The 26,616-nt window shown below is 73.0% G+C and carries 27 protein-coding genes; 18 read left to right on the top strand and 9 right to left on the bottom strand.

What is annotated here, in order from left to right:
- Positions 1-48 precede the first annotated feature (48 nt).
- Positions 49-504, bottom strand: a complete 456-nt coding sequence (locus tag K7B10_RS15110; RefSeq protein ID WP_229336558.1) for an RrF2 family transcriptional regulator — start codon at positions 502-504, stop codon at positions 49-51.
- Between the two features lie 256 nt (positions 505-760).
- Between K7B10_RS15110 and K7B10_RS15105 the strand changes: the two genes are divergently transcribed.
- The 5 genes from K7B10_RS15105 (at position 761) to K7B10_RS15085 (ending at position 4,983) form a co-directional block, all read left to right on the top strand.
- Complete coding sequence (locus K7B10_RS15105; RefSeq protein ID WP_229336557.1) at positions 761-2,167, top strand: family 2B encapsulin nanocompartment shell protein; 1,407 nt, start codon at positions 761-763, stop codon at positions 2,165-2,167.
- A 48-nt stretch (positions 2,168-2,215) separates the two neighbouring features.
- Positions 2,216-3,271, top strand: a complete 1,056-nt coding sequence (locus K7B10_RS15100) for a family 2 encapsulin nanocompartment cargo protein polyprenyl transferase (protein WP_229336556.1) — start codon at positions 2,216-2,218, stop codon at positions 3,269-3,271.
- Between the two features lie 152 nt (positions 3,272-3,423).
- Positions 3,424-4,038 carry a GNAT family N-acetyltransferase gene (locus K7B10_RS15095; protein WP_229336555.1) on the top strand — a complete coding sequence of 205 codons (615 nt, stop codon included), beginning with the start codon at positions 3,424-3,426 and terminating at the stop codon, positions 4,036-4,038.
- A gap of 85 nt (positions 4,039-4,123) precedes the next feature.
- Positions 4,124-4,708 (top strand): dihydrofolate reductase family protein, encoded by a 585-nt coding sequence (locus tag K7B10_RS15090; RefSeq protein WP_229336554.1) that lies wholly within the window; start codon positions 4,124-4,126, stop codon positions 4,706-4,708.
- A 38-nt stretch (positions 4,709-4,746) separates the two neighbouring features.
- Positions 4,747-4,983 (top strand): hypothetical protein, encoded by a 237-nt coding sequence (locus tag K7B10_RS15085; RefSeq protein WP_229336553.1) that lies wholly within the window; start codon positions 4,747-4,749, stop codon positions 4,981-4,983.
- Here K7B10_RS15085 and snpA read toward each other — a convergent pair whose 3' ends face one another.
- A complete protein-coding gene (gene snpA, locus K7B10_RS15080) occupies positions 4,984-5,655 on the bottom strand; it encodes a snapalysin (RefSeq protein ID WP_229336552.1) in 672 nt (223 codons plus the stop codon).
- A gap of 207 nt (positions 5,656-5,862) precedes the next feature.
- Here snpA and K7B10_RS15075 point away from each other — a divergent pair, with 207 nt between their 5' ends.
- The 3 genes from K7B10_RS15075 (at position 5,863) to K7B10_RS15065 (ending at position 8,835) form a co-directional block, all read left to right on the top strand.
- Positions 5,863-6,795, top strand: a complete 933-nt coding sequence (locus tag K7B10_RS15075; protein ID WP_030859308.1) for a LysR family transcriptional regulator — start codon at positions 5,863-5,865, stop codon at positions 6,793-6,795.
- 179 nt (positions 6,796-6,974) lie between these two features.
- Positions 6,975-7,904 (top strand): DUF4097 family beta strand repeat-containing protein, encoded by a 930-nt coding sequence (locus tag K7B10_RS15070; RefSeq protein WP_229336551.1) that lies wholly within the window; start codon positions 6,975-6,977, stop codon positions 7,902-7,904.
- 1 nt (position 7,905) lies between these two features.
- Entirely contained in the window at positions 7,906-8,835 is a 930-nt protein-coding gene (locus K7B10_RS15065) for a PadR family transcriptional regulator (protein WP_229336550.1), read from the top strand.
- 35 nt (positions 8,836-8,870) lie between these two features.
- On the opposite strand, the gene K7B10_RS15060 is transcribed toward K7B10_RS15065, so the two are convergent.
- The 4 genes from K7B10_RS15060 to K7B10_RS15045 all read right to left on the bottom strand — a co-directional run bounded on the left by K7B10_RS15060 (position 8,871) and on the right by K7B10_RS15045 (position 12,320).
- Positions 8,871-9,434: a Clp protease N-terminal domain-containing protein gene (locus K7B10_RS15060; protein WP_229336549.1), complete on the bottom strand. Its 564-nt coding sequence runs from the start codon at positions 9,432-9,434 to the stop codon at positions 8,871-8,873.
- The gene (locus tag K7B10_RS15055; RefSeq protein WP_008741547.1) at positions 9,434-9,643 is read right to left on the bottom strand and encodes a helix-turn-helix domain-containing protein; all 210 of its coding nucleotides are present in this window, start codon (positions 9,641-9,643) and stop codon (positions 9,434-9,436) included. The genes K7B10_RS15060 and K7B10_RS15055 overlap by 1 nt, the downstream gene beginning before the upstream one ends.
- A gap of 58 nt (positions 9,644-9,701) precedes the next feature.
- A complete protein-coding gene (locus tag K7B10_RS15050; RefSeq protein WP_229336548.1) occupies positions 9,702-10,664 on the bottom strand; it encodes a zinc-binding dehydrogenase in 963 nt (320 codons plus the stop codon).
- 453 nt (positions 10,665-11,117) lie between these two features.
- Positions 11,118-12,320: an NAD(P)-dependent malic enzyme gene (locus tag K7B10_RS15045; RefSeq protein ID WP_030859296.1), complete on the bottom strand. Its 1,203-nt coding sequence runs from the start codon at positions 12,318-12,320 to the stop codon at positions 11,118-11,120.
- A 523-nt stretch (positions 12,321-12,843) separates the two neighbouring features.
- Between K7B10_RS15045 and K7B10_RS15040 the strand changes: the two genes are divergently transcribed.
- The 3 genes from K7B10_RS15040 to K7B10_RS15030 are packed head-to-tail and all read left to right on the top strand — an operon-like array spanning position 12,844 to position 15,564.
- Complete coding sequence (locus tag K7B10_RS15040; RefSeq protein ID WP_229336547.1) at positions 12,844-13,803, top strand: ABC transporter substrate-binding protein; 960 nt, start codon at positions 12,844-12,846, stop codon at positions 13,801-13,803.
- Between the two features lie 46 nt (positions 13,804-13,849).
- Entirely contained in the window at positions 13,850-14,800 is a 951-nt protein-coding gene (locus K7B10_RS15035; protein WP_099889531.1) for an amino acid ABC transporter permease, read from the top strand.
- Positions 14,797-15,564, top strand: a complete 768-nt coding sequence (locus K7B10_RS15030) for an amino acid ABC transporter ATP-binding protein (RefSeq protein ID WP_308284581.1) — start codon at positions 14,797-14,799, stop codon at positions 15,562-15,564. Before K7B10_RS15035 ends, K7B10_RS15030 begins: the two co-directional genes overlap by 4 nt.
- Before the next feature lie 102 nt (positions 15,565-15,666).
- Here K7B10_RS15030 and K7B10_RS15025 read toward each other — a convergent pair whose 3' ends face one another.
- Positions 15,667-16,422, bottom strand: a complete 756-nt coding sequence (locus tag K7B10_RS15025; protein ID WP_229336546.1) for a class I SAM-dependent methyltransferase — start codon at positions 16,420-16,422, stop codon at positions 15,667-15,669.
- An 82-nt stretch (positions 16,423-16,504) separates the two neighbouring features.
- Here K7B10_RS15025 and K7B10_RS15020 point away from each other — a divergent pair, with 82 nt between their 5' ends.
- Complete coding sequence (locus K7B10_RS15020; RefSeq protein ID WP_229336545.1) at positions 16,505-17,134, top strand: CGNR zinc finger domain-containing protein; 630 nt, start codon at positions 16,505-16,507, stop codon at positions 17,132-17,134.
- On the opposite strand, the gene sodX is transcribed toward K7B10_RS15020, so the two are convergent.
- Positions 17,038-17,457 (bottom strand): nickel-type superoxide dismutase maturation protease, encoded by a 420-nt coding sequence (sodX, locus tag K7B10_RS15015; RefSeq protein WP_229336544.1) that lies wholly within the window; start codon positions 17,455-17,457, stop codon positions 17,038-17,040. The two genes, K7B10_RS15020 and sodX, sit on opposite strands and share 97 nt — an antisense overlap.
- Before the next feature lie 182 nt (positions 17,458-17,639).
- On the opposite strand from sodX, the gene sodN reads away from it, so the two are divergent.
- Entirely contained in the window at positions 17,640-18,035 is a 396-nt protein-coding gene (gene sodN / locus K7B10_RS15010; RefSeq protein ID WP_008741558.1) for a superoxide dismutase, Ni, read from the top strand.
- 80 nt (positions 18,036-18,115) lie between these two features.
- Here sodN and K7B10_RS15005 read toward each other — a convergent pair whose 3' ends face one another.
- Positions 18,116-18,301 (bottom strand): DUF6104 family protein, encoded by a 186-nt coding sequence (locus K7B10_RS15005; protein WP_010061466.1) that lies wholly within the window; start codon positions 18,299-18,301, stop codon positions 18,116-18,118.
- A gap of 133 nt (positions 18,302-18,434) precedes the next feature.
- Here K7B10_RS15005 and K7B10_RS15000 point away from each other — a divergent pair, with 133 nt between their 5' ends.
- The 5 genes from K7B10_RS15000 to K7B10_RS14980 all read left to right on the top strand — a co-directional run.
- Positions 18,435-20,519 carry a VMAP-C domain-containing protein gene (locus K7B10_RS15000; protein WP_229336543.1) on the top strand — a complete coding sequence of 695 codons (2,085 nt, stop codon included), beginning with the start codon at positions 18,435-18,437 and terminating at the stop codon, positions 20,517-20,519.
- Positions 20,520-20,544: 25 nt separating this feature from the next.
- Positions 20,545-21,609 carry an AAA family ATPase gene (locus tag K7B10_RS14995; protein ID WP_229336542.1) on the top strand — a complete coding sequence of 355 codons (1,065 nt, stop codon included), beginning with the start codon at positions 20,545-20,547 and terminating at the stop codon, positions 21,607-21,609.
- A gap of 6 nt (positions 21,610-21,615) precedes the next feature.
- Entirely contained in the window at positions 21,616-24,834 is a 3,219-nt protein-coding gene (locus K7B10_RS14990; protein WP_229336541.1) for an SAV_2336 N-terminal domain-related protein, read from the top strand.
- Positions 24,835-24,894: 60 nt separating this feature from the next.
- Positions 24,895-25,092: an FxSxx-COOH cyclophane-containing RiPP peptide gene (gene fxsA, locus K7B10_RS14985; protein WP_229336540.1), complete on the top strand. Its 198-nt coding sequence runs from the start codon at positions 24,895-24,897 to the stop codon at positions 25,090-25,092.
- Positions 25,093-25,231: 139 nt separating this feature from the next.
- Positions 25,232-26,616, top strand: a 1,385-nt coding sequence (locus K7B10_RS14980; RefSeq protein WP_229336539.1) for an FxsB family cyclophane-forming radical SAM/SPASM peptide maturase, incomplete at its 3' end; no start/stop codon positions are given.

Here is a 26,616-nt window from a genome sequence, read left to right as displayed (position 1 = left end):
CGGGCCGTTGATGTCAGGTGGCGGGAACCGGCCAGCCGGCGCCGGGGCTCAGGGGCTCGCGGGCCGCCCCGGCGGGCCGCCCGCGATGCCCAGCAGCAGCGGGCCGGTCGGCGCCGCGACGAGGTCGTCCACCGTCAGCGGGTCCAGTGCGGCGAAGAAGGCCTCCTGGGCCCGGCGCAGCGCCCCGCGCAGGACACAGGCCCCGCGCAGCGGGCAGGGGGTGGCGCCGTCGCAGTCCACGACGTCCCCCGCGCCCTCCAGTTCGCGCACGACACCGCCCACGGAGGCCGCCCGCCCGGCGGCGGTCAGGGCGAGCCCGCCACCGCGGCCGCGCCGCGCCTCGACCAGGCCGAGGTGCTGCAGCCGGGCGACCACCTTCGCCGTGTGCGTGTACGGGACCTCCATGGTCGCCGCCACGTCACGGGTGGTCGGGAGCTCCGCGTCCGTGACGGCGAGGCGCATCAGGACGCGCAGCGCCAGGTCGGTGAATCGGGTCAGCCGCATGAGCCCACTCTAGAAAACTCGCATCTGCCATGCAAATTAAAGTCGCCCACGGCGGCCCCCCCGGTCCCGGTCCGCCCCGGAATGCGGGGTTGGCCGGAACCGGTGGGATGAAAGAGGCCTCATGTGCAGGAGATGAACTCCAAAGAGTGCCCACACCCGGACGGAGTAGTCCCACCCTTTTGTGTAATGGTCCCACCACGTTCCGTACTGGAAGGCTGCATCCCGCAGATCCATGGAGTGATCGAAAGGGATACACATGTCGGTCCAGGCAGGTTCCGAATCCGAGGCCCAGGCGCCGCAGAGGAGTCTTGCGACCTCGGCCGCGCGGAACTTGGCAACCACGACCAAGTCCGCGCCGCAGATGCAGGAGATCACCTCCCGGTGGCTCCTGAAGATGCTCCCGTGGGTGTCCGTACAGGGCGGCACGTACCGGGTGAACAGGCGGCTGAGCTACTCGGTCGGCGACGGACGCGTGGAGTTCGTCAAGACCGGGACCCAGGTCCAGGTCATCCCGGCCGAGCTCGGCGAACTCCCGCTGCTGCGCACCTACGAGGACCTGGACGTGCTCACCGAGCTCGCCCAGCGGTGCCGGCAGATCGACTTCGAGGCAGGCCAGGAGCTGACCTCCTTCGGCAGCGCCTCCGACAACGTGTTCCTGCTGGCGCACGGCCGCGTCGAGCAGATCGGCCCCGGCCCGTACGGGGACGACGCCGTCCTGCGGACCGTCGCCGACGGCGCCTACTTCGGCGAGGACTCCCTCGTCGACGAGGAGGCGATCTGGGAGTACACCGCGCGCGCCGTCACCTCCGGCACCGCGCTCGTGCTGTCCCGCCAGGACTTCCGGCTGCTCACCGACCGCGTCGACTCCCTGCGCGCGCACGTGGAGGCCCAGCGCTCCCTGCCCGCCCAGCGCGCCAACCAGTACGGCGAGGCCGCGATCGACCTGTCGGCCGGCCACCACGGCGAGGCCGTCCTCCCCGGCACCTTCGTGGACTACGAGGCCCGGCCGCGCGAGTACGAACTCTCCATTGCACAAACGGTCCTGCGGGTGCACACGCGCGTCGCCGACCTCTACAACCAGCCGATGAACCAGACCGAGCAGCAGTTGCGGCTCACGGTCGAGGCGCTGCGCGAGCGCCAGGAGCACGAGATGCTCAACAACCCGGAGTTCGGCCTGCTCCACAACGCCGAGTACGACCAGCGCATCCAGCCGCACGACGGCGGCCCCGGCCCCGACGACATGGACCAGCTGCTCAGCATGCGGCGCGGTTCCGACCTGTTCCTCGCCCACCCCAAGGCCATCGCCGCCTTCGGCCGCGAGTGCAACAAGCGCGGACTGGTCCCCGAGACGATCGACGTCGCCGGCACCCGGATGACGACCTGGCGGGGCGTGCCGATCTTCCCGTGCAACAAGATCCCGATCAGCGACGCGCGGACGACGTCCATCCTCTGCATGCGCACCGGCGAGGACGAGGCCGGAGTCATCGGCCTGCACCAGCCCGGCATCCCGGACGAGATCGAGCCGAGCATGTCGGTGCGCTTCATGGGCATCAGCGAGCAGGCGATCATCTCGTACCTGGTCACCGCGTACTTCTCCGCCGCGGTGCTGGTGCCGGACGCGCTCGGCATCCTGGAGAACGTCGAGATCGCCCGCTGGCGCTGAGCGGCCGGCCGGGCACGACACACGGGGATCGGGAAGCGGGGACACGCCATGGGCACCACTGAGGCGATGACGACCGGCGAGGGCCACGAGGCCGCGGCCCTGCTGGAGCGGACGAGGGAGACGGTCAATCCGGAACTGCGCCGCACGGTCGAGAGCCTGCCCGGCTCGATGAAGCGCGTGGCGATGTACCACTTCGGCTGGGAGCAGGCGGACGGCACCCCCGCCGCGGGCAACGCGGGCAAGGCCATCCGGCCCGCCCTCGTGCTCGCCGCGGCCCGGGCGCTGCCGGGCGGCCGGGACGACAAGGAGGCCGAGGGGGTCGTGCGGGCGGCGGTGGCCGTGGAGCTCGCGCACAACTTCACGCTGCTGCACGACGACGTCATCGACAAGGACAGGAAGCGCCGGGGCAGGCCCACCGCCTGGACCGTGTTCGGGATACCCGACGCGATCATCACCGGCGACGCCATGATGGCGCTCGCGCTCAGGCTGCTGGCTGAGGATCCGCACCCCGCCTCGGCGGCGGCCTCGGGGCGGCTCGCGGCCTGCGTCATCGAGCTGTGCGCCGGTCAGCAGGCGGACTGCGCGTTCGAGCAGAGGCCGTACGTCTCGCTCGACGAGTGCCTGACCATGGCGACGGCCAAGACCGGTGCCCTGCTGGGCTGCGCCTGCGCGCTCGGCGCGCTGTACGCGGGCGCCGGGCCGGACGAGGTCGACGCGATGGACGCCTTCGGCCGGGAGGCCGGACTGGCCTTCCAGCTGATCGACGACCTGATCGGCATCTGGGGCGATCCGGGGCACACCGGCAAGCCCGCCGGGGCGGACCTGATCGCCCGAAAGAAGTCGCTCCCGGTCGTGGCCGCCCTCACCTCGGGCACCGCGGCCGGCGAGCAGCTGGCGGCGCTGTACGCGGGACCCATGACGGGGGACGACGTACGCGCGGCCGCCGACGCGGTGGACCGGGCCGGCGGCCGCGACTGGGCGCAGGCCCATGCCGCGGACCGGATGGGCCGGGCGGTGCAGCTGCTGTCCCGGGCCGTGCCGGACCTCGGGGCGGCGGGCGGACTGCTGGCGTTGGCGGAGTTCGTGACGCGGCGTACGCGGTGAGCGCGTAGCAGGCGGGGGGAGGGTGGGCGGGGGGAGGGGCGTGCGCAAGCCTCGTTCCGGCACCGCATGGTGCCGGAACGAGGCTTTCCGCCGCTTCGGGCCAACTCTAGGATCGCTCGCGGTAGTTGAAACGTGAGCGAAGGGTGTGACCAGTGGCGCTGGAGATACGTCAGGCGGACCAGTCGGACCGGGACGCGGTGGCCCGCCTCCTCGACGAGGCCTTCCGCGCCGACCCGGTGAGCAGCTGGGTCTTCCCGGACCCCGAGCACCGGGCGGCGGTGCACGGCAGGTTCCTGGGCGTCTTCGTGGACGTGGCGCTGGCCGAGGGCCGGATCGACTACGCGGCCGACGGTTCGGCGGCCGCCCTGTGGCTGCGGGTCCCGGCGGGGGAGCCGGAGGGGGACGCCGCCGAGGACGACGTCCCGGCGAGGATGCGGGAGGCCGCCGACCCCGACAACGAGCGGTGCGAGCTGGTCGGCCGGCTGACGGGCGAGGTCCACCCGACGGCCGAGGAGCACGAGTACCTGCTGATGATCGCGGTGGCCCCGGGCCGCCAGGGCGAGGGGCTCGGGACCGAGCTGATGCGGCCGGTCCTGGAGCGCTGCGACCGCGAGGGCGTGCCGATGTACCTGGAGGCGAGCAGCGAGCGCAGCAAGGGGCTGTACGAGCGGCTCGGCTGGGAGTTCACGGGCGAGGCGGTGCGGCTGCCGGAGGGTCCGCTGATGTGGCCGATGTGGCGCAAGCCGCAGGGGACGGCGACGGCGTAACGGCCCTTGCGTGACCACTGCATGCGCAGTACTTTGATCGACGTGTCATGGGACCCGTGGCGCCGTCCAGTGAAAGAGATCCCGCTTGCGCACGCTCACGTACTTCGTCGCCACGACCGTCGACGGCTTCATCGGGGCCCCGGACGGTGACGGCGACTTCTTCTACGGCTCCCTGGACCCGGAGTTCGTCGGGTACCTGGCGGAGGAGTACCCCGAGACCATCGCCGCCGCCGGACGCGCCCACCTCGGACTCTCCGAGGCCCCGCCGAAGCGCTTCGACGCGGTCCTGATGGGCCGCAGGACCTACGAGCCGGGCCTCAAGGAGGGCATGACCAGCCCCTACGGCCACGTCCGCGAGCAGTACGTGGTCTCGCGCTCGCTGACCGCCTCTCCGGACCCGCAGGTGCGGCTGATCAGCGGTGATCTCGTGGCCCGGGTGCGGGAGCTGAAGGCCCGCGACGGGCTCGGCATCTGGCTGTGCGGCGGGGCGGACCTCGCGACGCAGCTGATCGACGAGATCGACGAGTTCGTCGTGAAGACCTACCCGTTCTTCGCCGGCACCGGCATGCCGATGTCCCGCGCCGGTTTCGGCGTGCGCCCCCTCGAGCTGACCGGATTCCGCGCCTTCGGCGGCGGCCAGACCGTCGGCTCGTACGCAGTGAAGCGCTGAAACCCGCCGAACGCGCGGAACCGGCCTACCGTGGAGGTATGGCCGGTGAACAGCACCAACAGCAGGATCGGCGCCACCCGCAGCCGCACGAGGTGGTGGCCCCGCAGGCCGGGCACGATCAGCTCGCGTGCCCGACCTGCGGTCGCTCCGTCGACACCCTCGTACGGCGGCGCAAGGCGCTCGGGATCTTCATCCCGGAGTGGGTTCCGGGTCCCTGCAGGAACCCGGACTGCCCGGAGTACGCAGCCGAGGTGGGGAAGCTCCCCGAGCTCTAGCTAGCCCTTCGTGCCCAGGCCCGATGCCGCCAGCCCGTTGACCCACAGCTGGTTCACGCGGGAGCGCTCCGTGCTGTTCGGGTACGGGTTCTGGCAGGAGGTGCCGGGGCCGCCGCCCGACATCAGCTCGGAGCAGGGGCCCGAGTAGTGGTCCGGCAGTCCCAGCACGTGTCCGGTCTCGTGCGCGGTCACCCGGGTGGAGTTGTACTGCTGGTTCTGCCGGTAGTCGAGGAAGATGTAGCCCCGGCCGTGGCCGTCCGTGCTCGCGTACGAACCGCGCGAGTCGTTGCCCTCGTAGTACGAGAAGTTCCCGCCGGAGGAGACCTCCTGGAGCTTCACGTTCGAGACCGAGCTGTTCCATATCTGGGTGGAGCTGGCTATCTGGCTGCGGAAGCTGGGCGCGTTGCGCGTGTTGTAGGTGACGGTCACCGCGAGGGCGCCCGGGTTCGCGGCGCGCTGCTCGGCGACCGAGCGCTGCACGGCCTCGAAGAAGGCGCGGTTCGCGTCCTGGTTCTCCTGCGAGCGCTCGTACGCCGAGAAGGTCGCGGCGTTGCCGACGGGTGCGGGAGCGGGGGCGGCGCTGGCGGTGGGGACGGCGCCGAGTGCGGCGGCGAAGCCGAGGCCGACGGAGGCGGCCAGGACGGCCTTTCGGGACGTACGGGAGTGGCGCATGTGGGGGGCTCCTACTCATCCGGTGCGGGGGGTGGGTCGTTCGGTACCGGAGTCTGCGGGAGCGGGGGCGGTCGGCGGATGATGTCAGCCACCGATAGCGCCGCCCTATCGGGAAGATTTCGGAAGGTCAACTTCCGTGAGAATGGCGGGATTCGATGGGGTATCAGTGGCTGGTGCGGTCACCTGGGACCGGCCTACCCTCGGGTCATGGAGCTCGAGGTGAGGCACCTGCGCGCGCTGTGCGCCATTGCCGACGCCGGCAGTCTGCACAAAGCCGCGCGGCAGCTCGGCGTGAGCCAGCCCTCCCTGACGACCCAGCTGCGCCGCATCGAACGCGCCCTGGACGGCGAGCTGTTCCTGCGTGAGCGCACCGGCTGCAGACCCACCCCGTTCGGCCGCACCGTCCTCGGCCGGGCCCGTCCGCTGCTGGCCGAGATGGCCGCGCTCGTCGCGGAGGCGAGGGCGCTGGCCCGCGGGCCGCGGCTGAACATCGGCTCCACCGCCAGCCGTGCGATACCGGGGTGGCTGCGCCGGATCCACCGCCGGATGCCGGACACGGAGACCTCGCTGGTGGTGGACGTCTCCGCCAACGCCCTGCTGCGGATGGTTGCTTCGGGGCAGCTGGACGTGGCGTTCGTCCACGAGGTGGAGGGCTGCCCGCTGCGGGTGCCGGCCGGGCTGGAGCTGCGGACGCTGATGGAGCGGGAGCCGCAGTTCGTGTCGATGTCCCGGGACCATCCGGCGGCGCGCCGGCCGGTGGTGGAGTTACAGGACCTGGCGGCCGACCGGTGGACGGTCGACCCCTCCGTGGACGGTGAATGGGACGGCCTGCGCCGGGTGTTCGCCGGGGCCGGGCTGGACCCGCCCGTACTGCACGCCGACTACCACACCGCGACCTCGCTGATCGTCTCCGGCGAGGCGGTGGCCCCCTGCCAGCCGACGTCGGGGCCGCGCGACGACATGGCGATCCGCCCGCTCTCCGGCGACCCCCTGGCCGTCCGGCTCCTGCTGGCCACCCGCCCGGGCGCCCATGCCGAGGTCTTCGAGGACCTCCGAGCCGCCTATCGCGAAGCGGCCCTCCGCACCCCTCCGTACCGCGCCTGGCTCCACCACCACGAAAGCCCCCTCCTCGCGGCGTAGCCGCGAAGGTCAACCCCCGTCGGCCCTCCGGGCGCGGGGGTGCCGAGGGCTGCCCCCGTGCGATGACGGTCCGCGGAAGAGGCACGGGCGCTTGACTTCGACGATCCGCGATATATCGTGTTCTCCAGAAGACGCGATATGTTGCGTGCCGTGTCCGTACGCCGAGGAGGATCAGCACCATGGCAGAGCAGAAGACGTGGTCGGTCGCCGAACCGCAGAAGCTCACCTTCGAGGAGCCGGTGACCGAGCTCCGCGTCCGTGTCGTGGGCGGCACGGTGAACGTCGTCGCCGACGACGGGCCGGCCCGGCTGGAGGTGGCCGCGGTCGACGGGCCGCCGCTGTACGTCGTGCAGGAGGGCGGCACCCTGACCGTCTCCTACGAAGACCTCCCCTGGAACGGCTCCCAGGGCTTCAAGCAGTGGATCGAGGCCAAGCCCTGGAAGGCCTGGTCCCGTTCCGCCGACGGCCGCAAGGCCTGGGAGCGCAGCGCGACCGTCACCCTGACCGTCCCCGCCGCCACCCACGTGCAGGTCGCGGCCGTCGGCGCCGCCGCCGTCGTCTCCGGCATCGCCGCCGGCACCGACGTCACCGGGGTCTCCGGCGACGTCACCCTGGTCGGCCTGGCCGGCAAGGTCAGCGCGAACACCGTCTCCGGCGGCGTCGAGGCCCAGTCCCTCACCGGCGAGCTCGGCTTCCACTCCGTGTCCGGCGGCCTGACCGTCGTCGACGGCGCGGGCGGCAGCGTACGGGCCGACTCGGTCAGCGGCGACATGCTCATCGACCTCGCCCTCGACCCGGCCGCCCCGCGCCCCGTCGACATCTCCCTGAACTCCGTGTCCGGGCAGGTCGCGATCCGCCTCCCGCACCCCGCCGACGCGCGGGTGGAGGCCAACACGGCCACCGGCGGCGTCTCCAACGCCTTCGAGGACCTCCTCGTCTCCGGCCACTTCGCCGCCAAGCGGATCGCCGGCACCCTCGGCGCGGGCACCGGCACCCTGCGGGCGACCACCGTCTCGGGTTCCATCGCCCTGCTGCGCCGCCCGGCCGCCGACGCGGCGGGCGACGAAGGCTCCGCCACGCCCCTCGTGCTCGACAAGAAGGTGCTCTGACATGCCGCCCGTCTTCGCCCACGGCCGCCTCCGCCTCTACCTGCTCAAGCTGCTGGACGAGGCCCCGCGGCACGGGTACGAGGTGATCCGCCTGCTGGAGGAGCGCTTCCAGGGCCTGTACGCGCCCTCCGCGGGCACGGTGTACCCCCGGCTGGCCAAGCTGGAGGCCGAGGGCCTGGTCACGTACGCCACCGAAGGCGGGCGCAAGGTGTACTCCATCACCGACGCGGGCCGTGCCGAACTGGCCGACCGCGGAGGTGAGCTCGCCGACCTGGAGCTGGAGATCCGGGACTCGGTCTCCGAGCTGGCCGCCGAGATCCGTGACGACGTACGGGGCGCGGCGGGCGCCCTGCGGCGCGAGATGCGGGCCGCGGCCTCCGCGTCCGCGGCCCCCGTCGAGGACGCGTCCTGGGCGGCGGCCAAGGAGGAGCTGCGCAAGGCCAGGCAGGAGTGGAAGGAGCAGGCGCGCCGGGCGAAGGACGAGAGCCGCCGGGCCCGAGAGGAGGCGCAAGCGGCCCGCCGCCAGGCCAAGGAGGCACAGGAGCGGGCGCGCGAGGAGGTCCTGCGGATCGCGAGCCAGTTCCAGGAGCAGTTCGCGAAGTCCGGCGGGATGCTGGGCAATCTGGCCGGCAGCTGGCTCGGTGGCACCGCCACCACGGCCAGGCCCGGCGCCGCGGGTGCCGCCACCGGTGCCGCCGCCCCCACCGGTGCCGCCGCCGATACCGCTGCCGCCGACCCGCACTGGGCCGAGGACCTCACCCCCACCGGCGACCCGGCCCGTGACCTGGACCGGCTGCTCGACCGCTTCCGCGACGACATCCGGGACGCGGCCCGCGACCACGGCGTCACCCCGGCCAGGCTGGCCGAGGCCCGCGCCCACCTCGCGGCGGCCGCGGACCGCATCGCCGAGACGCTCCGGCCGAAGCGGTAGGCCCGCGGCGCCCGCCCGTCGCGATAGGTCGCGAATCAGGCGGCGGCCGGGCCCGCCTCGGCCACCGCGTAGGTGACGCCGTGGTCCGCCAGGACCTCGGCGGCCGTGCCCGGGCGCGAGAGCAGGGCCAGCAGCAGGTGCAGGGTGGCGATGTGGCGCTCATGGCGGCCCAGCGCGATGCGCAGGGACTGCTCCAGGACCTTCTTCGCGCCCTGCGTGAAGGGGACGTGCCGGCCCACCGGCTCCGTGCGGCCCAGCGCCGAGCGGAGCGAAGAGCCCAGGGTGCGCCGCCGCGGGGTCGCGGCGGCCAGTACGCCCTCCCCGTGGACCTCCTCGACCCGGGAGAGGATCGCGCTCAGGTCGATGCCGAGACCCGCGAGGGCCTCCTCGTCCGCCCGGGACATGCCGCCCCGGCGGCGGGCCGCGGCGAGGTCCGCCGCCACCGCGGCGCGGTCCACGCCCAGCGGGTCCAGCGCACCGCGGTCCAGCAGGGCCAGGAGCAGGTGTTCCTCGGTCACGTTCGTGGACCCCGCCTTCCGGGCTTCGGCCACGGCGCCCACCACGGTGTCCCTGGCGTCCTGCGTGAAGCGTTCGAACATCAGACCCTCCCGTGCTTCTTGTGTACGGCCTGCCGGCTGACGCCCAGCTCGGCCGCGATCTCCTGCCAGGACCAGCCCTGCGCGCGGGCGCTGCGCACCTGTACGGCCTCCAGCTGCTCCAGCAGCCTGCGGAGGGCGGCCACGGCGCGCAGGCCCACCCGCGGATCGCGGTCACCGGCCCGCTCGGCGAGATCGGTCGCTTCTGTCATGCCTGTCAATGTAGGTTGACGGGTATGAGGGTGTCAACCGTTGTTGACGACCCGGCGGCTACACCGTCAGGACGATCTTCCCGAACAGGTCACCCGCCTCGAGCTTCTCGAAGCCCTCCCGTGCCCGGTCCAGCGGCAGCACCTCGTCGATCACCGGCCGCACCCCGGTCGCCGCGCAGAACGCCAGCAGGTCCTCCAGCTCGTCCTTCGACCCCATCGTCGAGCCGACCACCTTGAGCTCCAGGAAGAAGATCCGCGTCAGCTCGGCGTGCGCCGGCCGGTCCCCGCTCGTGGCGCCCGAAATGACCAGGGTGCCACCGGGGCGCAGCGATTTGACCGAGTGGGACCAGGTGGCCGCACCGACCGTCTCGATCACCGCGTCCACCCGCTGCGGGAGCCGGGCGCCCGGCTCGTACGCCTCCACCGCGCCCAGCTCCACCGCCCGCTTGCGCTTGGCCTCGTCCCGGCTGGTGGCGAAGACCCGCAGGCCGGCCGCCTTGCCGAGGACGATCGCGGCGGTCGCGACCCCGCCGCCCGCACCCTGCACCAGTACCGAGTCGCCGGGGCGCACGCCCGCGTTGGTGAACAGCATCCGGTACGCCGTCAGCCATGCCGTCGGCAGGCAGGCGGCCTCCTCGAAGGACAGCTCGGCGGGCTTGCGCAGGACGTTCCAGGCGGGGACGGTCACCTGCTCGGCGAACGTGCCCTGGTACCGCTCGGTCAGGATCGAGCGCGGCTCGTCGGGGCCGACCCCGTGGCCGCTCTGGCCGATCACGGAGTGCAGGACGACCTCGTTGCCGTCCTGGTCGATGCCCGCGGCGTCGCAGCCGAGGATCATCGGGAGTTTGCCCTCGCCGAGGCCGACCCCGCGCAGCGACCACAGGTCGTGGTGGTTGAGGGAGGCGGCCTTGACGTTCACGGTCACCCAGCCGGGGCGCACCTCGGGGGCCGGGCGCTCGCCCAGCACGAGGCCGCTCAGCGGCTGGTCACGGTCGATTCGGGCGGCGTAGGCAGCGAACATGCCGCGACGCTACCGCTCGGTAGCCCGTCGGGCCAGACCTGTCGGGGCCGAGCCGGTGAGGCCTTCGTCGCACGGACACCCGTGCGGATCGGTGGCCGCCGGCGGGAACCGTACGGGGCCTCCCGGGCGTCCGTAATGGACTGTCCGGAAGTCGAACGGAATCTTTCGTTGCCCCCTCAACTAACCCTGCCACGTGCGGTCTTGTGTGGTTGGGGTGGGGAAGTGGAACGTCAGGATCAAGCCTCCGGGGGCGGTAATATTCACGCCATGCCGCCCGGCTCGTCATGAGCCCGCCACCTTGTGGCCGCATTCTCATTGACGAAGCGTCAGCTCCGTCGAGGCGCTGAGGCGGAGCATCCCCTCCCGGTTCGGGGGCGGGGAGGGTGTGCCGAACAAGAAGAGGGGCCCGGCCGGATGCAGATCCGGCCGGGCCCCTCTTCGTACCGCCGCGGGTCAGGCCAGGCGGGCCACGCCGTCGGCCTTGGCCGCCGCCGCGACCGCGGCCGCGACGGCCTCGGCGACGCGCGCGTCGAACGGCGACGGGATCACGTAGTCGGCGGCGAGCTCGTCACCCACGACACCGGCGATGGCGTCGGCGGCGGCGATCTTCATGCCCTCGGTGATCCGGCTGGCGCGGACCTTCAGGGCGCCCGCGAAGATGCCCGGGAACGCCAGCACGTTGTTGATCTGGTTCGGGAAGTCCGAACGGCCCGTGGCCACGACCGCCGCGTACTTGTGCGCGACGTCCGGGTGGACCTCGGGGTTCGGGTTGGCCATGGCGAAGACGAAGGCGTTCTTCGCCATCGAGGCCACCGCCTCCTCCGGCACGGTGCCGCCGGAGACGCCGATGAAGACGTCCGCGCCGTTCAGGGCCGCTTCCAGGGAGCCGGTCTGGCCGGTCTTGTTCGTCAGGGCGGCGATCTCCGCCTTGACGTCCGTCAGGTCGGAGCGGTCCGCGGAGACGACGCCCTTGCGGTCGGTGACGCAGACGTCGCCGATGCCCGCGTCCACGAGGATCTTGGCGATGGCGATGCCCGCCGCGCCCGCACCCGAGATCACGGCGCGCAGGTCGCCGAGCGTGCGCCCGGTGAGCTTCGCGGCGTTGCGCAGGGCGGCCAGGGTCACGATCGCCGTGCCGTGCTGGTCGTCGTGGAAGATCGGGATGTCCAGGGCTTCCTGGAGCCGGCGCTCGATCTCGAAGCAGCGGGGGGCGGAGATGTCCTCCAGGTTCACCCCGCCGAAGGACGGCGCCAGACGGATGACCGTCTCGACGATCTCGTCGGCGTCCTTGGTCGCGAGCGCGATCGGCACCGCGTCCACACCGCCGAACTGCTTGAACAGGATGGCCTTGCCCTCCATCACGGGGAGGGAGGCCTCGGGACCGATGTCACCGAGTCCGAGCACGGCCGTACCGTCGGTGACGACGGCGACCACGTTCGACTTCCAGGTGTACTCGTTCACCAGCTCGGGCTGCTCCGCGATGGCGCTGCAGACCTTCGCCACGCCGGGCGTGTACGCGAGGGACAGGTCGTCCTTGTTCTGGACCGGCACCGTGGCCTGGATGGCCATCTTGCCGCCCCGGTGCAGTGCGAACACCGCGTCCGGGTTGTTGTCCGTCGCGCTGTCGCTGCGAGGATTGACGATCTCCGCTGCCACTTTCTTGGCCCCTTAAGTCTTTGAATCGTTGAGGGTGACCACACCTGGTTAAGGGGTGGGCGGGCACCGCGTCCGTACTCCGCATCGACGGTTGGCCCGTCTCCGCGAAGGGGAGGTTCGTACGCGCGGGCGCGCCGCACGCGCGCCCTGAGCCCCGGATGAGGGGTGTAAGGATCCGTTGTACCCGAAGAACGCTCACCCAGACGAGTCGATTCCTGCTCGACTGTAGACCTCTTGTCCTGTTTTCGGCGAAAGGTCCAAACGTCTCTGTCCAATGGACGAGACGGACCGCAAATACTCCGTCAAAAAGGCCAGGTCGCAGCGGTTCCTGCGGCCGCGAACCCCGCATTCCGCAGTCCTGTTGGGTACCCCGGCCCACCCGTTATCCGATTTTGACCTGACGAACTGCCTGAATGCGTCAGTCCGAATGGCAAGATGCCGTAATCACACGAGGTCGCGACACTCGAAGGTGCGTGCCCGACCGTTCTCGGATGCTCCACCAGCCAGCCGGAGGAACCAGCTCATGACCGCAAGCACCACCCGTCGTACGACCGCCGCCCGGTCCCGGATCGCCGCGGTCGGCGCGATCGCGGTCGCCGGCGCCCTGATCCTCACCGGCTGCGGCGACCAGACGGAGAAGGGCGCCTCGTCGACCCCCTCCGGCGGTACGTCGAAGGACAGCTCCGCCCCGCTCTTCTCGGCCCTGCCGAAGAAGATCCAGGACGCCGGTGTCATCAAGGTCGGCACGGACTCCGCCTACGCCCCGATGGAATTCGTCGAGGGCGGCAAGATCGTCGGTGTCGACCCCGACATCGCCGAGGCGCTCGGCAAGCAGCTCGGCGTGAAGATGCAGTTCACCGCCGGCACCTTCGACGGTCTGATCACCTCGATCTACACCGGCCGCGAAGACGCGATCATGTCGTCGATCACCGACAACAAGAAGCGCCAGGAGGGCCTGGACGACAAGGGCCAGAAGATCGGCAAGGGGATCGACTTCGTCGACTACTTCTCCTCCGGCCTCTCGCTCCTCGTCAAGAAGGGCAACCCCGAGGGCATCAAGTCGATGGACGACCTCTGCGGCAAGACCGTGGCCGTCCAGCGCGGCACGATCTACGAGGACACCTTCAAGGCCCAGGCCGAGAAGTGCGGCGACAAGAAGCTCACCATCCAGGCCTTCGACACCGACGCCGAGGCGCAGACCCGCGTCAAGGCCGGCGGTGCCGTCGCCGACCTGAACGACTACCCGGTCGCCGCCTACACGGTGAAGACCTCCGGTGGCGGCAACGACTTCGAGGTCGCCGGCCAGCAGAGCGACGTCGGCCTCTTCGGCATCGGCGTGAGCAAGGAGAACACCCAGCTCCGCGACGCCCTCAAGCAGGCCCTCGACGCCATCATCAAGGACGGCTCCTACGCCAAGGCGCTGGAGAAGTGGAACGTGCAGGACAGCGCCGTCAAGTCCGCGACGGTCAACGCAGGTCAGTAAGTCCGGCGAAGTCCCTCGCTCCACGCTCCACTGAAGGGCAGTCATTGTGACTGACAAGATCGAAAAGGGTCCGGCCGAGAACCCGCCGGCCGGACCCGGCGCCTCGGGCCTCCCGTACGAGGCCATCAAGGCAATTCCGGTACGGCACTACGGCCGCTGGGTCAGCGGTGTCGTGGTCGTGGCGCTGCTCGCCTGGCTCGTCTACGCGTTCGCCAACGGCAACGTCATCTGGGCGACGGTCGGCGACAAGCTGTTCGACCCGGCGGTCCTGAGCGGTCTCGGCAACACCGTGATCATCAGCGTCTCCGCCATGGCGCTGGGCCTCGTGCTCGGCATCGTCTTCGCGGTGATGCGGCTCTCCAAGAACCCGGTGACCGGCGCCGTCTCCTGGCTCTACATCTGGTTCTTCCGCGGTACCCCGGTGTACGTGCAGCTGCTGGTGTGGTTCAACCTGTCGCTGATCTTCCAGTACATCAACCTCGGTCCGATCTACAAGAACGAGACCGTCGACGTCATGACCCCGTTCATGGTGGCCCTCCTGGGCCTCGGCCTGAACGAGGGCGCGTACATGGCGGAGATCGTCCGGGCCGGCATCCAGTCGGTCGACGAGGGCCAGACCGAGGCCGCCCACGCGCTCGGCATGCCGCAGACGAAGACCATGCGCCGGATCGTGCTCCCGCAGGCGATGCGCGTGATCATCCCGCCGACCGGCAACGAGTTCATCAACATGCTGAAGACCTCCTCCCTGGTCTCGGCGGTGCAGTACACGGAACTCCTGCGGGCCTCGTCGAACATCGGCAACACGGCCGGTGCCATCATGGAGATGCTGTTCGTGGCCTCCTTCTGGTACCTGGCTCTGACCAGTGTGTTCAGCGTCGGCCAGTACTACCTGGAGCGCCGCTTCGCCCGTGGTTCCACGCGGAACCTGCCGCCGACGCCGTTCCAGCGTCTGAAGGCCAACCTGAACATGTTCCGCCGTACGGAGGTCGCGCGATGACCACTCAGCCGATGGTCAAGGCCGAGGGCGTCCACAAGTCGTACGGCGCCGCCCACATCCTGCGCGGCATCGACCTCGAGGTCGCCCCGCGCGAGGTCTTCTGCCTGGTCGGCCCGTCCGGCTCCGGCAAGTCGACCTTCCTGCGGTGCATCAACCACCTGGAGCGCATCAACTCCGGGCGGCTCTCGGTGGACGGCCAGCTGGTCGGGTACAAGCAGAAGGGCGACAAGCTCTACGAGCTGAAGGACAGCGAGGTCGCGGCCCAGCGCCGCGAGATCGGCATGGTCTTCCAGCGCTTCAACCTCTTCCCGCACATGACGGCCATCGAGAACGTCATGGAAGCCCCCGTCATGGTCAAGGGCGAGAGCAAGGCCGTGGCGCGCGAGCGCGCGGTGCGCCTCCTGGACCGCGTGGGCCTGGGCGACAAGGGCGGGAACTACCCCTCCCAGCTCTCCGGCGGGCAGCAGCAGCGCGTGGCGATCGCCCGCGCGCTGGCCATGGAGCCGAAGCTGATGCTCTTCGACGAGCCCACCTCGGCGCTCGACCCGGAGCTCGTCGGCGACGTCCTCGACGTCATGCGGGACCTGGCCGAATCGGGCATGACCATGATCGTGGTGACCCACGAGATGGGCTTCGCCCGCGAGGTCGGCGACAACCTCGTCTTCATGGACGGCGGCGTCGTCGTCGAGTCCGGCCACCCCCGCGAGGTGCTCGGCAACCCGCAGCACGACCGGACGAAGGCGTTCCTTTCCAAGGTGCTGTAGCCGCAGGCGCGCCGAACGGACGTAAGGGGCGGTACGGGAATCCCGTACCGCCCCTCTCGCATGTCCTGCAGGGTGGAAAGTTCTCACTTTCCTACCAGGGCACTACTTCAGACCCAGGACCAGCGCGTCCGAGGGCGAGCGCCAGACCGTCCGGGCCTCCGCGAAGCCCGCCTCGCGCAGGGTCCGCACGTGCCAGGCGTCGTCGGGGGTGTCCCCGTCGGCGTGCTCGCCGTAGATCTCGTAGCGGCGCTTCGTCGGCTCGGCGAGCACCGGGTCGGCGGCCGCCAGGGCCCACCAGTCGGCCCAGTCCAGCGCGCCGGCGGCGCGGGCCCGGTCCATCGCGGCGTGGCGGTGGGCGCGCTCGGCGGCGTTGAGGCGGGGGGTCGCCGCGTCGGGCATGTGGTCGGCGTTCATGAAGACCCCGCCCTCGCGCAGCAGCGGGGCGAGCTGCCCGTACAGCACGGCGAGCCGGGGTGAGTGCAGCCAGTGCAGGGCGGTGGCCGTCAGGACGGCGTCGTACGTGTCGTACGGGAGCGCCGAGGTCCAGTCGGGGTCCTTGAGGTCCGCGGTGACGAACGTGACGCGGCTGTCGCCGTCGAAGTGGCCGCGTGCGATGGTCAACAGGGCCGGGTCGAGATCGACGCCCGTACTGGTGGATTCCGGGAACCGCCTGAAGACGCGGTCCGTAATACTTCCCGTACCGCACGCCAGATCCAGCACCCGGGGGGTGGGTCCCACCAGTGCCTCGACCATGTCCAGCATCACCCGGAACCGCTCCTCGCGGTCGGGCATGTACCACTCCTGCTGCCGGTCCCAGCTCTCCTGCCAGGCCTGCCAGTCGGTCGTGGTCTCCGCCATCGCTCACCCTCCAGTCGTAATACCCTCGAATAAGTCTCGGCCGTTACTTCGAGACCCTAAACCGCAGCCGTAAGGACTACAAGTGGAACTGGCCCATTACTCGGACTATGCCGTGCGCCTGGTCAACACCGAGGAGCCGGCCCGCAACAAGGACTCGCTGACCTCGGTGGACGCCGTCCGGGAGCTGTTCGGCGCCAGCGCGCAGATGGCCCGCCGCGTCACCGAGACCGACGTCACCCGCTTCCGCAACGTCCGCGGCAGGCTGCGCGCCGTCTTCGAAGCCGCCGACGGCGGCGACCACGGCCTCGCGGTCGACCTGCTGAACTCCCTGCTCATGGAGTTCCCGGTCAGCCCGCAGGTCTCCGGCCACGAGTACCTCGACGACGAGGGACGCCCCAACTGGCACATCCACCTCGCCGACCACCCCTCGAACGCCTCCGCCGGCTACGCGGCGATCGCGTCCTTCGGCCTGGCCTTCCACCTCACCGAGCACGGTCCCGACCGCCTCGGCCTGTGCCAGGCCGCGCCCTGCCGCAACGCCTACCTCGACACCTCCACCAACCGCTCCCGGCGCTACTGCTCCGACCGCTGCGCCACCCGGGCCAACGTGGCCGCCTACCGGGCCCGCAAGCGCCTGGAAGCCGAGGCGTCCGGCCACAGCGGCCGCAGCGCCGACACCGCCCAGGACAGCCGCGCCCTCAGCGAACTCTGATCCGCCGCGCGGGGCCGGAAGCGCAGCACCGCCGTCGCCAGCACCAGCTCCTCGGGCACCGTCCCGTAGTCGGTGCTGTCGCCGGTCTCGTTGTACGGGTTGTCCCCGAGCACCCACCAGCCGCCCGGCCGCCGCTCCACCGCCCGCTTGACCACGAGCAGGTCCTGCTGGAACGGGTGGCGCAGCACCACCACGTCACCCGGACGCACGGCCGCCCCGTAGCGGACCACCAGCCGGTCCCCGTGCAGCAGCGTCGGCACCATCGAGGGCCCCGCCACCTCCAGTACCTCGAACGCCATCCGCGAGTGCCTTCTCTCCGCCATGCGCGACCTCCTCGCCCGCTCTCGCCTCACTGCGCATGCTGCCGCAGCCTCCCGTACATTCGCTCACCGGTCCGGACGCCACCCTGGACTTTTGTCCTAAGCCCACGGGGCCGCTCGCGAAATCCCCTGTGCCACGGAGTAACCTCCCCCTTGAGAAGACGATCACGAGGAGGACAAACTCCATGCTTTCCCGCCTCTTCGCCCCCAAGGCGAAGGTCTCCGCCCACTGCGATCTTCCGTGCGGCGTGTACGACCCTGCCCAGGCCCGCATCGAGGCCGAGTCCGTCAAGGCCGTCCAGGAGAAGTACCAGGCCAACGAGGACGCCGACTTCCGCGCGCGCGCCATCACCATCAAGGAGCAGCGCGCCGAGCTCGCCAAGCACCACGTCTCGGTGCTGTGGAGCGACTACTTCAAGCCCCCGCACTTCGAGAAGTACCCGCAGCTGCACACCCTGGTCAACGACACCCTGAAGGCCCTCTCGGCCGCCAAGGCGTCGAACGACCCGGCGACCGGCCAGAAGGCGCTCGAGCTCATCGCCGAGATCGACCGCATCTTCTGGGAGACCAAGGCCGCCTGATCCAGGCCTTGCTCCCCACGGCGAAGGGGCCCGACCGGTGACGGTCGGGCCCCTTCGCCGTGCCTGAGCTGCCGGTGGACCTACTCGTCCTCGTCGTCCTCGTCGTCCAGGCGGGCCAGCCAGGTGGCCAGGCGTTCCACCGGGACCTCGAAGTCCGGGTTCAGGTCGACGAAGGTGCGCAGCTGCTCGGCGAGCCACTCGAAGGTGACCTCCTCCTCGCCGCGCCGCTTCTCCAGCTCCTCGATGCCGCGATCGGTGAAGTACAAGTCGGGCTCCGTGCCGTGATGAAGGTGTGCAGGGGACGTTTCCCGCCAGGATAATCCGCATACCCGGCGAGACCTCCCCTCCTGTGGCACCCGGCGCTAGCCTGGACGGCCTCCACACCTGAGGGGGCAGGGGATGCCGGACGGGCGCACGGGCGGCACCGCGCGCGCCTTCGAGCTCCTCGAACCCCTCGTCCAGGCGGCCACCGTGCGCGTCCACGCGGCCCCGGACGGGTATGCACCCCATGGGACCGGTCCCACCTGGGGGAGTGGCTTCTTCATCGCCCCGGGCTGGGTCCTGACGTGCGCGCACGTCGTCGGTGAAGGGGGTGCAGCGGTGCGTCTCGTGGGGCGTGAGCTCGGCATCACCTTCTCCTCCGGCGCCTACGGCACCACCGGCACCGTCACCGGCCGCGTCGAGTGCGTCCTGCCCGAGCGGCTGGAGGAGCGCCGCCCCGCCCGCCGGGCCCTGTGGGACCTGCCCGACCTGGCGCTGGTCCGCGTCCTCGCCCCGATCACGCACGCCTGCGTACGGCTCACCGACCGCGGCAGACCGCGCCTCGACGAGGTCGCCTACTTCGGCTGCACCGAGGACCTCGGCGCCCCCGAGATCACCGGCCGCACCACCCGGCTGCGCGGCACCGCCGCCGCCGGCGCCGCCCTGCGCCTCGGCGACGACGACGAGATCGAGCCCGGCATGTCAGGCGGCCCGGTCGTGGACCTGGCCCGCGGCGAGGTCGTCGGCGTGGTCAAGGCCCGCCGCCACAACGGCGGCGGCGGACTCGCCGTCTCCGTCGTCCAGTTACGGACCCTGCCGCTGGCCGCCACCGGCCAGGTCGGGCTCTACCGCCGCGTCATGCAGGCCCACGACCTGTACCACTACGACCAGCACCTGAGCGACCGGGGCAGCCGCAGCACCTGGACCGACGTGCACGACGAGCTCCCGGCGCGCGAGCTCCCGCACGAGGGCCGCAGGCGGCTCACCGCCGCCGAGCGCACCACCCTGTGCGGGCTGCTGGCCGAACTGCCCCCGCCGCGCTCCTCCGAGGACGTACGGGCCCTCGTCGAGGCGGCCCGCGGCGAGGAGCCCGACCCGGGCCTGCCGGCCCCGCTCAGCTGGCGCGACGGACTCGGCATGCTGCACGATCCGCCGGGCGGCTCCGGCGAGGCCGCCGCGATGCTGCGGTACGCGACCGACGTCAGCGTCGCCGACCACCGGGAGCCGCCCTCCCCGGGCGCCGACGAAGAGCTGTGGGACTGGGTACGGGCCACCGCCGAGCGGCTGTGGCGGCCCCTGCGGCGGGAGCTGGGCGAGCGCCACGAACGGGGCCTCGCCCAGCGCGACCGGCGCCGCCGCGCCCGGGCCGACCGGCACCCGCACGGCCACACCAGGCCGTCCGGCGCCCTGCCCCAGGGCCCCTCGGTGCTGCTGGAGGCGTGGGCGCACGGCTGGGAGGACGTCTACGACTGGCGCGTCTCGGTGCTCTACGGGCCCGCCCACCCGGGCCGGCTCACCCCGGTGGACTCGGGCGTACGGGCCACCCGGGCCGGTCTCGCCGAAGCGCTGCGGGTCCCGCTCGCCGAGGCCTTCCGGCGCTGCGACACCCACGACGCGGCGGCCCTCCTCGAAGTCGCCGTGGCGCCCGAGCTGTTCGGCCTGCCCGTGGACACCTGGACGGTGGCCGGCCGCACCCCGCTGGGCGTCCAGCGGCCCGTGGTCTTCCGCTACCCGGCCGGGACCGGCGGGGCGATCCCGACCGACGACGAGGCCGACCACCGCCGGGCCGACCGCTGGACCCGCGTCCAGGCCGGCCCGCTGGCCGACGAGCGGGCCGACTGCGACCGCGGCCGCCCCAGGACCCCGGCGCCGGAATGGCTCGACGCACTGCCGGACAACACCGTGCCCGTGCACTGCCGGGCCGCCGACGCGGAGCCCACCCGCGGCTCCCTGTACGGGGTCCGCGACGCCGGATACGGAGTGGCCGTCACCCGGCGCCCCCCCGACGACCCGGCGGCCGACTGCGCGCCGTTCCACCGCGGGCTGCGCGAGGAGCTGACGGAGGCGGCGCGGGGAGCGCCGCTGCCGGTCCGGCTCCAGGCACTGCGGGCACGCGCGCACGGGGCGGACCCCGACGCGTACTGGGCGGACGGGATGGCCCTCGTATGGGAGGACCCGGCGCGCGCGCTGCCCGAAGACGAGCCGCTGCAGGGCGACCTGTGACGGGCGGGAGGGGGAGGGAGCAGGCGTGAACGAGGAATGGCTCATCTACCGGGGGGTCGGCGAACCCCACGACGGGATCGAGGCCCTGCCCGATCCGCCGCCGTGGCGGGACTTCGACGGCGGCCCCGTCGGCGAGCCCGGCGGACCGGCGGACACGGCCGACGGGAACGTCGCACGCCGCCTCGGCGCGCACCGGCAGGCCGCCGAACTGCACCGGCCCGAACCGGAGGAGCTGGAGGCCATCAACGCGGCCCTCTACCTGCGGCGGCCGCTGCTGGTGACCGGCTACCCGGGAACCGGGAAGTCCACCCTCGCGCACGCCGTCGCCCACGAGCTGAAACTCGGCCGGGTGCTGCGCTGGCCCGTGGTCTCGCGGACCGTGCTCCAGGAGGGCCTCTACCGCTACGACGCCATCGCCCGGCTCCAGGACGTGCAGATCGCCGCGAGCGGCCGTCTGCCGGGCGGCTCCCCGGGCGCGGGCCCCCGCACGGAACCCGGCGCGGGCCCGGCGGCCGGCACGTCCCCCGGCATCGGCAAGTACATCCGCCTCGGCCCCCTCGGAACGGCCCTGCTGCCCACCGGACGGCCCCGGGTCCTGCTCATCGACGAGCTCGACAAGAGCGACATCGACCTGCCCAACGACCTCCTGAACGTCCTGGAGGAGGGCGAGTTCGCCCTCCCCGAACTCGAACGCGTCGCCGACACCGAACCCGAGGTGCAGGTGCTCACCGACGACGGGGCGAAGGTCACCGTCCGGGGCGGCCGAGTGCGCTGCCGGGCCTTCCCCTTCATCATCCTGACCAGCAACGGCGAACGGGACTTCCCGGCCGCCCTGCTGCGCCGCTGCATCCAGCTCAAGCTCGGCCAGCCCGGCGAGAAGCGGCTCGCCACCATGGTCCGCGCGCACCTCGGTGAGGAGGCCGCCCAGCTCGGGGCCGACCTGATCCGGGAGTTCCTCAGCCGCTCCCAGTCCGAACTCGTCGCCGCCGACCAGCTGCTGAACGCCATCTACCTCACCCACTACGCCGCCCCGCCGACCCGGGAGGACCTCGCCGACCTGCTCATCCAGCGCCTCGACCGCCCGAGGTGAGCGCCCGTGCATCCCGAGTGGCCCGCCCTTCCCGCCTCCGCGGGCACACGTTGCTCCGACCCGGCGCCCGTCCCCGCCGCCCTGCGCGACCTCACCGGGCTGCTGCGCGCCGCCGGGCTCGACCCCACCGCCGAGGAGCTCGCCGACGCGCTGTGGCTGGCCGGGCGGATCGGTCCGGCCGTCCCCGCCGCCCCCGACCCGGACCGCACGGCCCCGCCCCGGCGGACGCGCCCCGCGGGCGCGGCGACGCCGGCCGGGGAGGAACCCGTGCCGCCCGAGCCCGAGCCGGAGGACCCGGTACGGCTCTACGCCTCCCGGGTACTGGGGGCCGTCGAGGAGGAGGCGGCGGAACTCCCGGCCGGCGCCGGAGTGCCCGTACGGGTCCCCGGCGCGGCCGCGCTGCCCCGGATCCTTGAGATCCAGCGGGCCCTGCGCGCCCTCCAGCGGCACCGCCCGCCCGGCCCGCCCACCCGGCTGGTGCTCGACGAACCGGCCACCGCCGAGGCCAGCGCCCGAGCGCTCGGGCTGGTCATCCCCGTACTGCGGCCGGACAGCCGGCGCGAGGCGACCGTACGGCTGGTCATGGACGCCTCCCCGTCGATGGCCGTCTGGCACGACATGTTCGAGGAACTGCGGTCCGTCTGTGAGCGGCTCGGCGCCTTCCGCGACGTCCAGGTGCACTACCTGCACCGGCTCGGCGACGGCCGGGCCGCCGTCGGGCGCGGGCCCGGCCCCGGCACCCGGCTGCGCTCCGGGGACCAGCTGCGCGACCCCACCGGACGGGCGCTGACCATGGTCGTCTCCGACTGCGCCGGCCCGCTCTGGCGCGAGGGCGAGGCCCAGCGGCTGCTGCACCGCTGGGCCGAGTGCACCCCCTGCGTGGTCGTCCAGCCGCTGCCGCAGCGATTGTGGAGCCGCAGCTGGCTGCCGACCGAGCGGGGCGCCCTGACCCGCGCCGAGGGCGGCTCCGGGAAGCTGCGGTTCCGGCCCGACCGGCCGGTCCGCCACGGGCGGTACACCGGTGGGCTGACCGTCCCCGTCCTGCCGCCCAGCGCCATCGCGCTCGGCTCCTGGGCCCGCCTCGTCGCCGGGCTCGGCACCGGTCCCGTCCCCGCCGAGGTGGGCCGGGTGCTCGCCGACCACCCCGCCGCGCCCCTGCCGCCGCCGCACGCCGTCCGCCCGCCGCGCGAGCTGGTGCGCCGCTTCCGCGCCTCCGCCTCGCCCCGCGCCGTCCAGCTCGCCGTGTACCTGTCGGCGGCGCCGCTGACCCTGCCCGTGATGGCCCTCGTACAGCGCACGATGCTGCCGGACTCGGAGCCCTCGGACCTGGCCGAGGTGCTGCTCAGCGGGCTGCTGCGGCGCGGGCGGGCCGCAGGGCAGTGGTACGAGTTCGTGCCCGGCGTCCAGGACGTGCTGCTCGGGCCGCTCGGCCGGGACGAGGCGGCGCTCGTGCTCAAGCACTGCTCCGAGTACGTGCTCGCGCACTTCGGGCGGGGCGTGCGGAACTTCCCCGCCCTGGCCGTCTCCCAGCTCACCGGCGCCCCGGTGGCCGAGGAGGGCGGCGAGGAGCGGGTCCCCGCCGGGCGGCTCCCGCAGGCCTTCGCCGAGGTCTCGGCCCGCGTCGTACGGCGCTACCTGCCCGGGCCGCCCGCCGGGGAACCGGGCGTCCCGGAGCCCGTCGCACCCCCGCCCGGGCGGGCCTGGGCGGTGCGCACGGCCCGCGACCGGCTCGCCGCGCAGGACCGCCAAGGCGGCGACGCCGGCCCGCGCGGGCTCTACGAGGCCGTCGCCGTGCTGCGCCGGGCGATCGCCGTGCCCGCCGGACCCGAGGACGCGCCCGGCGAGGCCGAGTGCGAGCTGGCCACCGTCCTGCTGCGGCTGTGGGCCGGACAGCGGGACCCCGAGCTGCTCGCCGAGGCCGAGCGGTCCGTGGCCGGCCTCGGTACCCCGCCCGCCCGGGCCCTGCTCGGCCGGATCCTGTACGAGCGGGCCCTGGAGGCCGAGCCGGACCCCGAGCTGCTGGCCGCGGCGGAACGGGAGTTCGCGGCCGTCGGCGGCGACCCCGACCCGGCGCTGGACCCGCGGCTGCGCCTGGACTGCGTGGTCCGGCGGGCGCAGGCCCTGGTCCGCCTCGGCGAGCTCCGCGAGGACACGGGCGCACTGCACGAAGCGCGCTCCGCGCTGGAGGCGGTGACCGGAGCCCCCGCCTCCGACCCGGCGGTGCGGCCCGCCCTCGGCCGGGTCCTGCTCGCCCTGCTGCCCCGCACCCCCGACCCGGCGGAGCGCACGGCGCTGGCCGTCCGGGCCGCCGAGCACCTGGAAGCCGGGCTGGCCGCCGCGCAGCAGTCCGCCGGGCCCGCGGGAGCGGCGGCCGCCCGCGTACGGGTGGACCTGGCCGCGGCCCTGCGCCACCTGCCGGGGCGGCTGGAGGAGGCGGCCGGACAGCTGGACCTGGCCCTGGCCGAGGCCACCGGCGACCCGGAGCTGCGGCTGGCCGCCCTGGTGTGCCTGGCGCGGGTGCACCGGGCCCGGTACGCGCGGGACGCGGATCCGGCGGCCCTGGAGGACGCGGCCGAGGCGTACGGCAGGGCCCGCAGGCTGATCCCGCGCGACGCGGAGGCCTACGCGGAGCTGCTGCCCGAGTGGGGCGACGCACTGCTGGACCGGGCGCGGGCCGCCGACGGCCGGCGGTTCACCTCGACGGCCGTACGGGTGCTGCGCGACAGCCGGACGGCGGTCCCGCAGTCCGACCCGCGCTCCGCGCAGCGCCTGGTGCGGCTCGCGGAGGGGCTGCGGCTGCGGCACGCCTACGAGGGGGACGTGGTCGACCTGAGGGAGGCGGAGTACCTGCTGGAACTGGCCGTCCGGCAGAGCCGCGGCCCGCTGGAGCAGGCCCGCGCGTGGCGCGAGCACGGGGACGTCCAGCAGGAGATCCACGCGCACACCCGGGCGCTGGACCGCCTCGACCGGGCGGCGGACTCCTACCGGCGGGCCTGGCGCTCCGCGCTCGCCGCCGACCGCGAGGAGCGGCGGGACGTGGCGGTGGAACTGGGGGCACGGGTACAGGAGTTGCGCGGGGAGGTACTGGAGCGCCTGGCCCGGCCCCGGGCGGCGCTGGACGCGTACCGCTCCGCGCTGGAGCTGTGGAACCGGCTGGGTCCGGCGGCCGCGGAGCGGAGGGCGGCGCTGGGATCCCGGGTCCGCACCCTGGAGGCGGGGCTGTAACCCGGGCAACCGGGTAGTGGAGCATCGGACATCGCGACTCAACGGGGGGACGGGCAGCCCATGGCGACTCGGGAGCAGGAAGCGCAGACGGCGGGCGGCTCCGCCTGTCCGGGGCGGTTACCGGACCTCTCCGGGTTCGATCTGGCCGCGCTGCGCGGGATCGACCACCCCGTGCTGGCCCGGGTCATCGAGGGCATGGTGGAGCGGGTCACCCACCCCGCCGAGATCCTCAACGCCTTCGACTCGGGAGTCGCCTGACCGCACCGGTGACCCGCGAACCCTCACGCACCGCAGTCCCAAGGCCACGCAGTGCACGCACGGTTGTCCCGTTTCCGCCGTTAGCCGGTGCCGTCCGCCGGGCAGGGATGGACCGTCCGCGGCGCGGGAGGTACAGGCGATGAGTCAGACCGACACGAGCGACGCCGGGCTGCCCTCCTTACGGAACCACCTGGTCCACGCGCCGTGGCCGTACGCCCGGCTCGACGTGCCCGCGCTCCGCGCCGCGGGCCACCGGCCGCACCCGGTACGGCAGTTCGTCCTCAAGACCCGCAGCCGCTGCAACCTCGCCTGCACCTACTGCTACGTGTACGAGATGGCCGACCAGGGCTGGCGCGTCCAGCCCGCCGCCATGTCCCGGGCCACCGCCGCCCGCGCCGCCGCCCGCATCGCCGAGCACGCCGCCGCCCACGACCTTGCCCGCGTCGACCTCGTCCTGCACGGAGGCGAACCCCTGCTCACCGCCCCCGCCGAACTGGCCGCCCCCGTCGAGGCCGTACGGGCCGCCCTCGCCCGGACCTCGCCGCGGACCCGGGTCACCGCCACCGTCCAGACCAACGGCACCCTGCTCACCCGGGGCCGGCTCGGCGCGCTCGCCGCCGCCGGGATCCGCGTCGGGGTCAGCCTCGACGGGGGGCTGCCCGCGCACAACACCCGCCGCGTGGACCGCACCGGACGCCCCGGGTTCGCCGCCGCCGCCCGCGGCCTGCGCCTGCTCGCCCGGCACCCCGAGAGCTACGCCGGGGTGCTGTGCGTCGTCGACCTCGCCCAGGACCCGGTGGAGACGTACGAGTCGCTGCTCGCCTTCGCCCCGCCGGTCATCGGGCTGCTGCTGCCGCTGGCCAACTGGAACACCCCGCCGCCCGGCCACGACCCGCCCCGCACCCCGTACGCCGACTGGCTCGTCGCCGTCTTCGAGCGCTGGTGGCACGAGGCGGAGCTGCGGACCCGGATCCGGATCTTCGAGGAGATCATCGCCCTGCTGCTCGGACTGCCCGCCGCCACCGAGACCCTCGGCCTCGCACCCGCCGCCACCGCCGTGATCGAGACCGACGGCGGCATCGAGCAGGCCGACTCGCTGAAATCCGCCTACGAAGGCGCCGCCGCCACCGGGATGACCGTGGCGAGCCACGGCTTCGACGCGTTCCTCGACCACCCCGGTCTCGTCGCCCGCCAGCTCGGGCGGGAGGCCCTCGCCGACGGCTGCCGGGCCTGCGAGCTCGTCGAGGTCTGCGGGGGCGGCCACTACCCGCACCGCTACCGCGCCGGCGAGGGCTTCCGACGGCCCTCCGTCTACTGCGCCGACCTCCAGGTCCTCATCCGCCACATCGCGTCGGCGCTCCACCGGGCCGCCGCCCGGCCCGCGCCCCCGGAACGGCCCGACCCCCGGCCGGCTCCCCGGCAGCCCGACGCCCCGCCGGGCCGCCGCCGACCCGAGCCTGCGCCGGGACAGCCGCGGGCCACCGGCCCGGGCGCCGGCCTGCCCGGCCCGCCGCCCGCCGGCCG

Source organism: Streptomyces flavotricini (assembly GCF_020639365.1).
GTDB lineage: Bacteria > Actinomycetota > Actinomycetes > Streptomycetales > Streptomycetaceae > Streptomyces > Streptomyces flavotricini.
Note: the sequence above shows the minus strand (reverse complement) of the source record. Positions and strands in the feature narration are given on the sequence as shown.